Here is a 14,201-nt window from a genome sequence, read left to right as displayed (position 1 = left end):
GATATGGAAGACCCCAGTCAGAATTTAGTTTTGCAATTTGTTTTATTATTAATTTTGACCTTGCTAAATGCCTTTTTCTCAGCTTCTGAGATGGCATTAGTTTCCCTTAATCGTTCACGTGTTGAACAAAAAGCAGAAGAAGGCGATAAGAAATTCATTCGTCTATTGTCTGTTTTGGAAAATCCTAATAACTTTTTATCAACAATTCAAGTTGGTATCACCTTTATCAGTCTTTTACAAGGGGCTAGCTTGTCTGCCTCGCTTGGAAGTGTTATTGCTTCCTGGTTTGGAGATTTTGTCTGGGCTCAGACAGCAGGTAGCGTTATTTCCCTTGTCTTTTTGACCTATATTTCCATTGTTCTTGGTGAGCTTTATCCAAAACGTATTGCCATGAATCTCAAGGAAAATTTGGCTGTCATTTCTGCCCCTGTTATCATTTTTATTGGAAAAATTGTCAGTCCTTTTGTTTGGCTCTTATCAGCGTCAACCAATCTTCTCTCACGTATCACACCAATGCAATTTGATGATGCAGACGAAAAAATGACTCGTGATGAAATTGAATACATGCTGTCAAATAGTGAAGAAACGCTAGATGCTGAAGAAATTGAGATGTTACAAGGTGTCTTTTCACTTGACGAACTAATGGCGCGTGAAGTCATGGTTCCAAGAACAGACGCTTTCATGATTGACATCAATGATGATACACAAGAAAATATCCAAGAAATTCTTAAACAGAATTTTTCACGTATTCCTGTCTATGATGATGATAAGGATAAGATTATTGGTGTACTTCACACCAAACGCCTGCTAGACGCTGGTTTCCGTGATGGTTTTGACAATATTGTCTTGCGTAAGATTTTGCAAGAACCGCTCTTTGTTCCAGAAACGATTTTTGTGGACGATTTGTTACGCCAATTGAGAAATACCCAAAATCAAATGGCGATTTTGTTGGACGAATACGGTGGCGTTGCAGGTATTGTCACACTTGAGGACTTGCTTGAAGAAATCGTCGGAGAAATCGACGACGAAACAGATAAAGCAGAGCAATTTGTCCGTGAAATCGGTGAACATACTTACATTGTTCTTGGGACAATGACACTCAACGAATTCAATGACTATTTTGACGTCGATCTTGAAAGTGATGATGTGGATACTATTGCTGGTTACTACCTAACTGGTGTGGGAAATATTCCAGACCAAGATAGTCGTGAAACGTTTGAAGTGGATACGAAAGAAAAACACCTTGCTTTGACAAATGATAAAGTTAAAGATGGACGTGTTACAAAACTGAAAGTTATTTTTTCTGATATAGAACAGAGTATTGAAGAAGACTAAGCTAATCTTAGTCTTTTTCCTTTAGAAAATGTTATAATGAAAGCAGGAAAAACGGTTACAAAGGAAGAAAAAAATGACTGAAATTGATTACGGAAAAGTAACTGGGATGATTCACTCAACAGAAAGTTTTGGTTCTGTGGACGGTCCAGGAATTCGGTTTGTAATTTTTATGCAGGGCTGCAAGATGCGCTGTCAATATTGCCACAATCCAGATACTTGGGCTATGGAAACCAATCAATCGCAAGAACGCACAGTTGATGATGTGTTGGCTGAAGCCTTGCGTTATAAGCATTTCTGGGGAAAAAATGGTGGTATTACCGTATCAGGCGGTGAAGCCATGTTACAGATTGAATTTGTCACAGCACTTTTCACAAAAGCAAAAGAATTGGGCATTCATTGCACGTTAGATACTTGTGGTTTTGCTTTTCGTGACACACCAGAATACCATGAAATTGTGGATAAATTGTTAGCAGTAACAGATTTGGTTCTTTTAGATTTGAAAGAAATTAATCCTAAACAACATATTGTCGTGACACGCCAGCCAAATACTAATATTTTGGCATTTGCGCGTTATTTGTCTGATAAGGGGGTTCCTGTTTGGATTCGTCACGTTTTAGTACCTGGCTTAACTGATTTTGATGACGATTTGATTGAACTTGGCAAATTTGTCGCAACGTTGAAAAATGTGGATAAATTTGAAATTCTTCCTTATCATACCTTGGGTGAATTTAAGTGGCATGAGCTTGGCATTCCATATACTTTGGAAGGCGTTAAACCTCCAACGAAAGAGCGTGTGCAAAATGCCAAAGACTTGATGCATACAGAATCTTACACCGAATACATGAAACGAATTCATCAGTAAAAATATTGACATTAGCTTGAAACTTTGGTAAGCTCTAGCATAAGGTGGAATCTATGAACAGTTACAAAGTTTTAAAATTTGACGACGAATTCGTTTATTTGACGCAAGACGGAAAAATAAAAAAGCTTGCGCGTGATTTATTTGATTTTGACATCAAACTAGGAGATAGGGTTGATTATATTCAAGACGGGGACATTGTCCTTGTTTTGCCAAATCAAGATGAGGCAGCTTTGGATTTAAACGACGACAAGTCTGTAAAATCTGGGCTCTTACAAGGTATCTTGAACCTTTTCCTTGAAACATTGTCTATCCATAACAATGACCTAGGTAATCTGAAAAAGATTTTTTCTCAATTATTGGTGACACTTTTTATGGCTTGGAGTTTACTTGGTGTCATTGCGATTGAAATCTTACTCTTGATTGAATCACTTATTACCTTTATTTGGCGTTTGCTAGTCAAAGGTGTGAAGGGATTGCACATTGTGGATAATAGCCGAAAATACATGGCTTATCGCAAAGAACAAGAAGCTATCCGTAATCAAGAAAATCGTGAGGAGGAAGAACGCTTGTTGCGCTTAGCCTTAGAGCAAGAAAAAACGGCAAAAGCAGAAGCTGCCAAGGACGATTCTTCTGATAATGAAACACCTGATGTCAAAGAAACCAACATTGATTCCACACAAAACACAACAGAAAAAGACTAAAATAGAAGCATTTTTATCAGTAATTAACAATAATTAGTGATAAAGGTGCTCTTTTTGTGCTATTATTGCGATAAAAGCAGCTACTGACTTTGCTATCTCCCTTAAATTTTGCTAAAATAAGAATAAATAATTATTATGAGGTAGAAAACATGTCTAAAATTTTAGTTTTTGGTCACCAAAATCCAGACTCTGATGCTATCGGTTCATCAGTTGCTTATGCATATTTGAAACGTGAACTTGGTGTTGATGCTGAAGCTGTTGCTCTTGGAACACCTAATGAAGAAACAACTTTTGCTTTGAATTACTTTGGTGTAGAAGCACCACGTGTTGTTGAATCAGCAAAAGCTGAAGGGGCTGACCAAGTTATTTTGACAGACCACAACGAATTTCAACAATCAATCTCTGATATTCGTGACGTTGAAGTTATCGAAGTTGTTGATCACCACCGTGTTGCAAACTTTGAAACAGCTAACCCACTTTACATGCGTTTAGAACCAGTTGGTTCAGCTTCATCAATCGTTTACCGCCTATACAAAGAAAATAACGTTGTTATTCCTAAAGAAATGGCTGGTTTGCTTTTGTCTGGTTTGATTTCAGATACACTTCTTCTTAAATCACCAACAACTCACGCAACTGACCCAGCTGTTGCTGCTGACTTGGCAGAAATCGCAGGTGTAAACCTTGAAGAATATGGTTTGGCATTGCTTAAAGCTGGTACAAACTTGGCAACAAAATCTGCTGAAGAATTGATTGACATTGACGCTAAAACATTTGAACTTAACGGAAACCAAGTTCGTGTAGCACAAGTTAACACAGTTGATATTAACGAAGTTCTTGAACGTCAAGCAGAAATCGAAGCAGCTATTACAGCAGCAAATACTGCAAATGGTTACTCTGACTTTGTACTTATGATTACTGATATTCTTAACTCAAACTCAGAAATCTTGGCACTTGGTTCAAACATTGACAAAGTTGAAGCTGCCTTCAACTTCAAACTTGAAAACAACCACGCATTCCTTGCAGGTGCTGTTTCACGTAAAAAACAAGTTGTCCCACAATTAACAGAAAGCTTCAACGCTTAATTAATAAGGGATAATAAAAAGGCGACGTGAGTCGTCTTTTTTTGAGAAGTTAAGGAAACGAAATATGACAGACGAAAAAATACTCTATCATAAAAAAGGAAAACATTGGGAGATTACACTTTCAAAAACGTCAAAAAGAGAAAAGGTAGAAGGTGTAATAGGACTTCTTATTCTCATTGCACTCATTGCTTATTTTTTGATGAAATAATGTTATTTTGGTAAATTCTAACAAAACAAAAGCAAACGAATCGTTGGTTTGATTGGTTTGCTTTTTTATTTTGGGATGTTATTCTTGTTCACGGATAAAGGTGATGGTTTGGTCTTGGGATAATTCTGGTGAGAATTGGAAGCCGTCAAAGGTTAGGTGTTTGATTTGCTCAATGGTTTCAATTTGTTTTTCAGCCATTAGTGAGACCAAACGACCACGTCCTTTTTTAGAAATGGTTGAATGAACTTTTGGCTTTCCGTTTCTATTTTCCATAAAGACAATTTTAACTATGCGTTTGCGGATATTTGGAGAGAAAACTTGCTCAAATTCTGATGACAGTAATGAAATGATGAGTTCGTCATCTTGGACTTCTTCGTCGTATTGTTGTCTCCAAAATTGTTTTAATGATGTGTTGTCAATCTTGAGATTTCCTTGAAAATCAAGGCGATGTGGTACGATTAACGTCATGGGACTGATTAAACCGTATAAGGCAGTAGCGATACGAAGGTGGTTATCAAGATAATGTCGCTCCGCTTCGGTTACCTGAGTTCGTTTCATATACCGATACATGAGACCGTCATATAATAGCCATGCGGGATAGGTTTTGGCTTGTTTATCTGCTAGACGTTGCCAACGTGTCCATTCTTGGTCAGCTTTACTTGAATTGATTTTGTAGAAATTAGCCAAACTTTCGACGGAGTATTTTTGTAAGGTTTTGAGCACTGCTTGGCTCTTGGCAGATAATGGTTGGCTTGGAAAAGCATCTTGATTGGTATGTAATTCTTTGGCGTTAGGAATTAATATTTTCATACTGGCATTATAGCATAGACCTCAAAAGTTCTTCAAAGATAAAAACTTATTAAAAAGTGAAGCTTATCTTCTTATAGCAGTCGTTCTTGTTTTTTGTTACAATAAAGCTATGAATATTCAAGAATTGCGAGCTGGCGATTTGCTTTTTATGTGCGGAATTTCCGATATGTCGCAAGCTATCCAGAAAGCAACTGGACAATATAGCCACGTTGCTATTTATTTTGACTCAATGATTTATCACGCGACCAAGGATAAAGGTGTTATTAAACAGCAGTTAAGGGAATTTTTGAAAACGAAGCAGCATAGAATTTTTGTTTACCGTTATCCTAGGATTAAGGCTGAGCAGGTTCAGGCAGCAGCGGAGCATTTGCTGGGCAGACCTTACAATTACAGTTTCTATCCAGATAATGGTTCTTATTATTGCTCACAATATATTGCGGATATTTTGCCGATTTTTGAAACGATTCCCATGCAGTTTGGTGATGATAAGCATACAATTTCTGAGTTTTGGCAGCAATATTATGATGAGCTTGGAGTGGCTGTTCCGCTAAATCAATCTGGGACTAACCCTAGTCAATTGGCACAGTCTGAGCATTTGCAGTATTTAGGAGAATTACATGATTAACATTTTTAATCCAGATAAATTAACCAGACAAGCTTTTTTTCAAGACTTGATTAATTTTCTTTATCAAACAGATGATGTGACCTTACGCCAAATCAAGGCAAACTTTCCAGAAGTTCCCAAAATTGACCGTTTGATTGAGGAATACGTGCAAGCAGGCTACATTATTCGTGACAATAAACGCTATACGATTGGTTTTGACTTGCTTGATAGCCTAGAAAATGTTAGTTTAGACAGTCAACTTTTTGTAGATGACCAAAGTGCTATCTATGAGGACTTGATGGCTCTGACTTTTGAAACACGTTTGACAAATGAGGCTAATGATTTGGTGCTTGTTGAAAAAACAAGTATCGCTCGTAGTGAGTTAACCTTGTCAAATTATTTCTTCAAATTAGCAGATAATTTACCAATGTCTAAAGCGCAAGCACCTTTGTATGACTTGCTTGGAGACGTCAATCCACAATACGCTTTGAAATATATGACAACCTTTTTGTTAAAATTTGGTCGTAAGGACGAAGTTGCCCAAAAACGCCCAGATATTTTTGTAGAAACGTTGGAAAAATTGGATTATATCCGAAAAAATGACCAAGGCAAGTACGAATTGAACATGCTTTTTGACAAAGAAAACTTGATTTTTACCAGTAAAGCTTAAAAAACCTGTCCAGTGGACAGGGTTTTCATGAGCCTGAAAACAAAAAAGCGAGTTAGGTCCAGCGGACTGTTTTTTCACGAGCTTGAAAATAGAAAAGCGAGTCAAGTCCAGTGGACAGTTCAGAGCATAGCCCCTCTTCAGCAGTATAAATGTTGTAAATTTAGAGTGTGTCTATCGACTTAAATAAACTTTTAGAAATACTGATATAACAGTATTCCTAAGTTTTTTATTTTTTAACAAAAAAAGATTGAAGATAAATTTACTTTTAACTCAAATAAGTTGCAAACAATTGTTGTCTCTCTGTTCGATTTTAGGATTATTCGCGAACGAAGTGAGCAACAAGACGATACTTACCGCTGTGGTGAAAGTGGCTAAGGTATTGATAAAATCAGCCACACGGAAGTTTTGAGACTTTAGGCTCAAAACTTAGGTATGGAATTCCGCAGGAAGTCGCTGCCGTCCACACCACCTAAGGGAAGTATCAAAAAAGACTTTTTCTTCAGCATGAGAATTAAAAATCGAGTTAAGTCCATTGGACAATTCACGTTGTTTTTATCATTAGATAGAGAAAATAAGGTGCTCCGATAACGGCAACGACAAGTCCTGTTGGAATTCCTGTGCCGACTAAGAAAACACGTCCAATCGTATCGGCGATTAAAAAGATAATCATTCCGATTAACAGACTAGACGGAAGGCTAATGCGGTGGTCGCTTCCTAATAATTGGCGCGTGATGTGACCAGCAAGCAGACCGATAAATGTAATATTGCCCACAAGAACAACACTAAGCGCCGCCAAGGCAGTCGAGAATATTAGTGTGTAGAGACGTTCTCGTTTTAGATTTAAACCTAAAGCGATAGCTGTTTCTTCGTTAAGGCTCATAATATTTAGTGCATAACTTTGAATGTAAGTTAGTAGCCAAGTGACTAATAGCAGCGGTGCTAAAATCATCAATGTCTGCCAATTGCCACCACTTACTTTTCCGCTTAGCCATGAGACGATATAATCCGTCTTACTCGTATCAAGGTTAGCAATGATTGAAATCATGATACCTGAAAGCAAGCTAGAAATCCCAACACCTGTAATGATAAGGCGTGTCGGACTAATCGGCTGATTTTTCTGACGTGAAACAAAATAAACAGTACAAATGGTCAGAATACCACCTAACATGGCTAAAAATGGCATAAGCGCAATCATCATTGAATTGGTAACATCCAAAAGCCCAACCATAATCGCAATCACGAGCCCAGCTCCTGCATTTATTCCTAAAATACCTGAATCGGCTAAGGGATTTTTAGTGAGTGTTTGAAGCAAGACACCTGACATGGCAAGCGAGCCGCCACTGAGCATACAAGCCAAAATGCGCGGCAGTCTGATTTGCGTGACAATGAAAGACATGGTTGCATCTGATTTTCCTAAAAAGACCTTGCAAACCTCTAGAAGTGAGGAATTAGCATATCCTAGAGATAAGGATAGCAGGAAAATAAGACATAACAGAAAAATGAGAACGCTGAAATGACAAGCTACCTTCTTTCCAGATGTCATAAATTTTCCCCCCTTCGCACCAACCACAGAAAGCATGGTAAGCCAACGATACTAACAATCGCACTAACTGGCGTTTCTGCTGGCGGATTGATTGTACGGCAAATCAAATCGACCCAAAGCATAAAAGTGCTCCCAGCAAATGCTGTTAAAGGAAGGATAATCCGATAATCTTTCGCCACAAACATTTTGACAAAATGAGGAATGATAAGCCCGACAAATGCAATGCTGCCAACAAGAGCCACGGCGGCAGCCGATAAGATAACCACAATAGCAAGGAAAGTCATGGTCATGGCAAAAGTTCGTTGCCCCAGAGCTTTAGCAACTGTTTCATCAAGACTTAGAATGGTTAATTGACGCGCAAAAAGCTGCGCTAATAGCAAGCCAAGGATAATAAAAGGCGCAATAATTCCCAACATTTTCCAATTTATTTGTGCTAAGCCACCAGATTGCCAACCGATAACTGCTTTTGACAAATCAAAATACATCGTTATTGCCTGACCAAGTGATGAAAATAGGGTTGAAATCATAGCACCTGCTAAAATGAGTCGAAGTTGTTGGTATCCTTTTCGAGGATGATAAGCTATTCCAAATACTAAAATAGCAGCTAAAATCGCACCAAACAGACAAATGATTAAAATCAAACTGTAATGCATACTACCAAAAATGGCATAACCTACAATCAAGGCTAAACCAGCGCCAGCATTAATGCCAAGCAAACCAGGGTCAGCAATAGGATTACGAGTAACGCCTTGAATAATGCTACCAGCTTGTGCCATGGCAGCCCCAACTAAAATAGCAGCAATGGTTCTTGGAAGCCGCAAATCAAAAATCACATCTTGTAAGCTAGAATCAGTTAAAGGGTGTCTAAAAACACTCATTAATTGAGCATTAGAATAAGCTACCGCACCAAAGCGAAGGCTTAAATACCAACCAAGGATAAAAAGAAAACATAGGCTGAAAAAAAGAAGCCACACTCTTAAACGTTTATTCTTTTGAAAAAGAAGGTACAGTTGTTTCATTGTCTTTCCCTTTCAGAGAAATCAGCGAAAACTGCCTAGCGTATGGATTGCAGGCAGTTCTCAGCTGGTAAGTGAGTTTAACTATTAGCTTGCTTGATTGCTGATACAAAAGCATCCAGCTGTTTATCAAGCGACATTGGGTCTGAGAAGTAGAAGAGGCTTTCATCAACTTCTAAAACGTGATTATTTTTCACAGCAGAAATATTGTTCCAAACATCGCTTTCTTTTAGGGAAGCTGCCGCTTCTTTAGTGTCGTCACTAACATTAAGAACAACGTAGTCTCCGATATAATCTCCAAGAACTTCTTGTGAAATGCCAAACCAGCCAGCAGGGAAAACATCATCTTGGACTTTTTGTGGTGCAGCATAACCAAGCGAATCATAAATCAACTCACCACCACGTCCCCAGTTATTACCATAAAGGTAGATATCTTTGTCGTAAAAATCCATAACCGTAAAAGTCGTTGATGAATCAATGTATTGACTCAGTTCTTCTTTAGCTTCAGCAGTTTTAGTTTCCCAGTTATCAAGCCATTCTTGTGCTTCATTTTCTTTATCAAAAACTTTTCCGAGATTAGTCATCATTTCCAAATAATCACTTTTACCGTATTCAATGACTAAAACAGGAGCAATTGCTTTCAAATCATCAAGATTTTCATCTGTTGAAAAAGCAATGATAAGGTCTGGTTTTTGGGCAGCAATAGCTTCGGTATCATCTGATGTTAATTGGACAGCGTCAGCTAATTGATCACCAAAAGCAGGGCTATTTTTTTCTAAATCAAGTGAATAACTTGAAACATTGACACCGAGTTCTAATAAATAACCTGTGTATGAGTAGGCAAAATTAATGACCTTTTGAGGATTTTTAGGAATATCTCCTTCATAAGAAAATCCAGTAATTTTAGGCATGCTAGATAACTCGGTATCATCTGAAGTCGATGATGTATTATGGCAAGCAACGAGTAAAAATGTTGCTAGAAAAGTCGTTAAAACGGCGAAAAACTTTTTCATGTCTATTCTCCTAATAAAAATCTATGTTAGCTGATAAGTCAGCAAAATAGGATGATTGTGGATAGGGTCTTGAACGATATGGGCTTCGATATTAAAAATATCACGTAAAATGTCTGCTGTCATGATGTCTTGAACCTTACCGTGATATTTAATCGCGCCAGCTTTCATGGCAATCAATTCGTCAGAAAAACGTGCTGATAAGTTCAAATCGTGCAAAACCATAATAATAGTTTTCTGGGTATCTTGGTTAAGTTCTTGGAGTAATTCCAAGATTTCCAGCTGGTGGTTCATATCTAGATAAGTTGTTGGCTCGTCTAAAAAAATAGTATCTGTGTCTTGCGCTAAAGCCATAGCAATCCAAACACGTTGACGTTGACCACCTGAAAGCGAATCAACTTTTTCATTGGCAAATTCAACAACTTTGGTTATTTCCATTGCCCAGTTGATTTTTTCCTTGTCTGTGTCGCTCAAACTTCCCAAATAGTTTTGATGTGGAAAGCGACCGTATGAGACAAGCTCATAAACTGAAATCCCTTCAGTCGCCTCAAGCATTTGGGGGAGTAGTGCTAACTTTTTGGCAATTTCTTTAGTTGGTAAATGAGCAATTGCCTCTCCGTCAATAAATACTTGACCAGCTTTAAGGGCATGAATGCGTGTTAAAGCTTTTAATAAAGTTGATTTACCACAACCATTGGCACCGATAATTGTCGTGATTTTTTGTTTTGCTATGGTGGCAGATAAGTCATTGATAATCACTTTATCATCGTAAGCTACTGAGATGTTTTCAGCGTAAATATCTGACATAATCGACCTCCTTTCAAAATGATTTTAGGGGAATTTATCTTCCCAAAAACAAGTCCCTAAATCGAGAATTGTTTTCTTATTGTAACAAGAAAAAAGGCCTCTGAAAAGCCTTTTGTTTAAATATTTTTATTACATTTTAGTGATTAGAATCATTCAAAATAATACTTAAAATTGTTCTAATTAAGGTAATTTTTGGCGATGTTCAAATCACCAGCATAAGCTGTGCGTTCACCGTTTACGATTTGATAAGCGTCAGCTCCTTTACCAGCGATAATAACGGCATCTGTCTCATTATTAGTTCGTGCCATAGCTTGTGAAATAGCCTTTTCACGGTCAACTTGAATGTCAAGTGGACGTGTCACTTGACTAGCAATTTCTTCGGCAATAGCTTGTGGGTCTTCGTAATTAGGGTCATCAGCTGTTAAGATAACGTGAAGATTTGGGTGAGCATTGATGACACGAGCAAAGTCAGCACGACGGCTTTCTCCCTTATTACCAGTTGCACCAAGAATCAGGTGAAGATCGCCTTTTTGGTGTTCCTCAACGACAGATAACAGTTTTTCAAGACTGTCACCATTGTGTGCATAATCGACAAAGACTTTAGCACCATTAGTTTGCGTAATGACTTCCATGCGACCAGGGACACTTGTTTGGGCAATTCCTTTTTGAATGTCAGCTAGACTTGTTCCCAAACGCAGACAAGCAAGACCAGCAGCAACCGCATTTTCTTGGTTAAATGAGCCAATGAGCTGAATATCATAATGTCCTGCTAGTTTGCCAGTCACATCAAAGTCAAAAGCTCTGCCATTTTCAATCGTATTATCAGAATCCTTGCCGTAAAAATCATGAGGAGTATTGGCAACTTGTTGTGCGATAACATCAAAGTAATCCATTCCTGCATTGACAACCACAGCTTTGCTATTTGCCATTAAAAGACGTTTGTGGTAGAAATAATCTTCAAATGTTGGGTGTTCAATCGGTCCAATATGGTCTGGACTGATATTGAGAAATGCTCCGACGTCAAAAGTCAATCCATAAACACGTTCAACCAGATAAGCTTGACTAGAAACCTCCATGATAAGGTGTGTCATACCATTTTGGACAGCCGTTGCCATCATTTTGAAAAGGTCAAGACTTTCAGGCGTTGTTAATTTTGATTTAAAGAAAGTTTTGCCGTCCAAAGTTGTGTTCATGGTAGAAAACATCGCAGGTCTGTGGCTTTGTTTCAAGATATTGTAGGCAAAATAAGCAGCGGTTGTTTTCCCTTTTGTTCCCGTAAAAGCAATGATTTTCAAATCATTTTCTGGATGACCATAAAATTCCATGGCGATTAAGCTCATGGCTTTTTTGATATCAGTAACGATAATCGCTGGAATATCAAGCTCATAATCAACTTGGCTAACATAGAAAGTCAAGCCATTTTTAATTGCTTGCTCAAGATACTCTTTTTTAAAGGTCGCACCTTTGGCAAAGAAAAGTGTGGATTTGTCTGCTTCGCGACTATCAAAACTAATCTTAGAAAAACTTGGATTTTCTTTCCAATCTAAAGAATAGTGATTATGGAAAATAATTTCGCGAAAATTATGGTCATTTTTCAGAATGTCGAGGGTTTTTTCAAGTGTAATCATACTCTCTATTTTAGACTTAATGTCTTTGTTTTACAAGTCACAATCAAAAGTTTATAATAAAAAGTAACGCTTATTTTAAAAATTAGGAAGAATACTATGTCTGAAAACAAAACAAATATGACACAGCAGCAACAGATGGTGCGCGGGGCGGCATGGTTGACAGCGTCAAACTTTATTAGTCGCCTTTTGGGTGCTTTCTACATTATCCCTTGGTATGCTTGGATGGGGACTCACGGTGAGCAAGCCAATGCACTTTTTGGAATGGGCTATAATATTTACGCCGTTTTCCTACTCATCTCAACCGCGGGAATTCCTGTTGCCATTGCTAAACAGGTTTCGAAGTATAATACGTTAGGTCAAGAAGATACTAGTTATTATTTATTACGTAAAATTTTAAGATTGACCTTGGTATTGGGGCTTATTTTTGCGGCGATTATGTACATTGGCTCACCAATTCTAGCTGCTTGGAGTGGTGGCGGAGCTGATTTGGTTCGTGTTATGAAAAGTCTATCTTGGGCACTCTTGCTTTTCCCGTCAATGAGTGTTCTACGTGGCTTTTTCCAAGGATTTAATAATTTAAAACCTTATGCCATGAGCCAAATTGCAGAGCAAATTATCCGTGTTATCTGGATGCTTTTAACAGCTTTCATGATTATGAAAATTGGCTCTGGTGATTATGTTTCAGCCGTTGTTCAATCAACGTTTGCTGCTTTTATCGGAATGATTGCTAGTGTCCTCGTCCTCCTTTTCTTCCTTTGGCGCGAGGGTAAATTGCAAGCTATTTTCTCTGCAGGAAATAATGATGTTGATATTGATGCCAATGCGATTATCATTGAAACGATAAAAGAAGCTATTCCGTTTATCATTACAGGAGCAGCGATTCAACTCTTCCAGATTGTTGACCAGTTGTCATTTATCAACACAATGAAGTTGTTTACGTCGCATACGACCAAAGAATTGCAAATTTTATATGCTTATTTGTCAAGTAATCCAAATAAAGTAACGATGATTTTGATTTCTTTGGCTACTGCCATCGGTGGAGCTGGGATTCCCCTTTTGACAGAAAACTTTGTTAATAAAGACAAAAAAGCAGCAGCGCATTTGGTTATTAATAGTTTGCAAATGCTGTGTATGGTGCTTTTCCCAGCAATGCTTGGGGCGATTATTTTAGCACAACCAGTCTATACGCTTTTCTACGGTGCGCCAAATAGCACAGCCCTTTGGCTATTTGTAGGTGCCTTGGTGCAAGTAATTTTCTTAGCACTTTATAGCCTTTTAGCGCCTATGCTTCAAGCCTTATTTGAAAATCGCAAAGCTATTCGATATTTTGGTTACGGTTTAATTATTAAGATTGTTTTGCAAATTCCGTTTATCTATTTCTTCCACGCTTATGGCCCACTTTTATCCACAGCCATTGGTTTAACAATACCAATTATTCTGATGTATAAGCGCATTCATGAAGTGACACGCTTTAACCGTAAAGCTTTGTGGCGAGGAATTCTTCTCGTTAGTATTTTAACAGTTATTATGGGTGTTATTGTTGCCATAGCAACCGTTGGACTTCATTTTATTGTTAGCCCAACGACACGTGTCGGTAGTGTTGTTTATATTGTGCTTGTAGGTGCCTTAGGTGTGCTTGTTTACGGCTTCCTTGCTTTGGTAACTCGTCTGCTTGATAAATTAATTGGTGGCAGAGCAAAAGCACTCCGCCAAAAACTACATTTAGAATGATGAAAACAGTCCACAGGACTGACTCGCTTCTTTATTTCAAGGCTCGTGAAAAAAAACGTCCACTGGGGTTAACTCGCTTTCTTTTTTCTAGGCTCGTGAAAAAACAGTCCACAGGACTGACTCGCTTCTTTATTTCAAGGCTCGTGAAAAAAACGTCCACAGGACTGACTCGCTTCTTTATTTCAAGGCTTGTG

Annotated in this window: 14 protein-coding genes; 8 read left to right on the top strand and 6 right to left on the bottom strand. The window is 38.0% G+C overall.

Features of this window, described 5'->3' with window-relative positions:
- The first annotated feature begins 3 nt into the window (after nt 1-3).
- The 5 genes from BTR42_RS09860 (at nt 4) to BTR42_RS12700 (ending at nt 4,188) form a co-directional block, all read left to right on the top strand.
- Complete coding sequence (locus tag BTR42_RS09860) at nt 4-1,335, top strand: hemolysin family protein (protein WP_009854780.1); 1,332 nt, start codon at nt 4-6, stop codon at nt 1,333-1,335.
- Between the two features lie 73 nt (nt 1,336-1,408).
- Nucleotides 1,409-2,197: a pyruvate formate-lyase-activating protein gene (pflA, locus tag BTR42_RS09855; RefSeq protein ID WP_012962390.1), complete on the top strand. Its 789-nt coding sequence runs from the start codon at nt 1,409-1,411 to the stop codon at nt 2,195-2,197.
- 53 nt (nt 2,198-2,250) lie between these two features.
- Nucleotides 2,251-2,898 (top strand): hypothetical protein, encoded by a 648-nt coding sequence (locus tag BTR42_RS09850; RefSeq protein ID WP_012962389.1) that lies wholly within the window; start codon nt 2,251-2,253, stop codon nt 2,896-2,898.
- A gap of 149 nt (nt 2,899-3,047) precedes the next feature.
- A complete protein-coding gene (locus BTR42_RS09845; protein ID WP_009854777.1) occupies nt 3,048-3,980 on the top strand; it encodes a manganese-dependent inorganic pyrophosphatase in 933 nt (310 codons plus the stop codon).
- 64 nt (nt 3,981-4,044) lie between these two features.
- Nucleotides 4,045-4,188, top strand: coding sequence for a hypothetical protein (locus tag BTR42_RS12700; RefSeq protein WP_167367614.1), 144 nt, complete (start codon nt 4,045-4,047; stop codon nt 4,186-4,188).
- 78 nt (nt 4,189-4,266) lie between these two features.
- Here BTR42_RS12700 and yaaA read toward each other — a convergent pair whose 3' ends face one another.
- Nucleotides 4,267-4,998 (bottom strand): peroxide stress protein YaaA, encoded by a 732-nt coding sequence (gene yaaA, locus BTR42_RS09840; RefSeq protein ID WP_077497533.1) that lies wholly within the window; start codon nt 4,996-4,998, stop codon nt 4,267-4,269.
- Between the two features lie 109 nt (nt 4,999-5,107).
- Here yaaA and BTR42_RS09835 point away from each other — a divergent pair, with 109 nt between their 5' ends.
- Both BTR42_RS09835 and BTR42_RS09830 read left to right on the top strand, forming a co-directional pair.
- Nucleotides 5,108-5,623: a YiiX/YebB-like N1pC/P60 family cysteine hydrolase gene (locus BTR42_RS09835; protein WP_077497531.1), complete on the top strand. Its 516-nt coding sequence runs from the start codon at nt 5,108-5,110 to the stop codon at nt 5,621-5,623.
- On the top strand, nt 5,616-6,272 hold the full coding sequence (locus BTR42_RS09830; protein ID WP_077497529.1) for a DUF1803 domain-containing protein: 657 nt from the start codon (nt 5,616-5,618) through the stop codon (nt 6,270-6,272). Before BTR42_RS09835 ends, BTR42_RS09830 begins: the two co-directional genes overlap by 8 nt.
- Nucleotides 6,273-6,813: 541 nt before the next feature.
- Here the strand turns inward: BTR42_RS09830 and BTR42_RS09825 are convergent.
- From BTR42_RS09825 to BTR42_RS09805, 5 genes are all read right to left on the bottom strand, one after another.
- Nucleotides 6,814-7,815 carry a FecCD family ABC transporter permease gene (locus tag BTR42_RS09825; RefSeq protein ID WP_077497527.1) on the bottom strand — a complete coding sequence of 334 codons (1,002 nt, stop codon included), beginning with the start codon at nt 7,813-7,815 and terminating at the stop codon, nt 6,814-6,816.
- Nucleotides 7,812-8,834, bottom strand: a complete 1,023-nt coding sequence (locus BTR42_RS09820) for a FecCD family ABC transporter permease (RefSeq protein WP_077497525.1) — start codon at nt 8,832-8,834, stop codon at nt 7,812-7,814. The genes BTR42_RS09825 and BTR42_RS09820 overlap by 4 nt, the downstream gene beginning before the upstream one ends.
- Before the next feature lie 77 nt (nt 8,835-8,911).
- Nucleotides 8,912-9,844, bottom strand: a complete 933-nt coding sequence (locus BTR42_RS09815; protein WP_012962382.1) for an ABC transporter substrate-binding protein — start codon at nt 9,842-9,844, stop codon at nt 8,912-8,914.
- 21 nt (nt 9,845-9,865) lie between these two features.
- Nucleotides 9,866-10,648, bottom strand: coding sequence for an ABC transporter ATP-binding protein (locus BTR42_RS09810; protein ID WP_077497523.1), 783 nt, complete (start codon nt 10,646-10,648; stop codon nt 9,866-9,868).
- 176 nt (nt 10,649-10,824) lie between these two features.
- A complete protein-coding gene (locus BTR42_RS09805; RefSeq protein WP_077497521.1) occupies nt 10,825-12,276 on the bottom strand; it encodes a UDP-N-acetylmuramoyl-L-alanyl-D-glutamate--L-lysine ligase in 1,452 nt (483 codons plus the stop codon).
- A gap of 96 nt (nt 12,277-12,372) precedes the next feature.
- Here BTR42_RS09805 and BTR42_RS09800 point away from each other — a divergent pair, with 96 nt between their 5' ends.
- The gene (locus BTR42_RS09800; RefSeq protein ID WP_009854767.1) at nt 12,373-14,007 is read left to right on the top strand and encodes a putative polysaccharide biosynthesis protein; all 1,635 of its coding nucleotides are present in this window, start codon (nt 12,373-12,375) and stop codon (nt 14,005-14,007) included.
- Nucleotides 14,008-14,201 lie beyond the last annotated feature (194 nt).

Origin of the sequence: Streptococcus gallolyticus subsp. gallolyticus DSM 16831, from assembly GCF_002000985.1 — a bacterium.
In the GTDB taxonomy this organism is placed as follows: Bacteria; Bacillota; Bacilli; order Lactobacillales; family Streptococcaceae; genus Streptococcus; species Streptococcus gallolyticus.
This window is presented reverse-complemented; position numbering and strand designations above follow the sequence as displayed.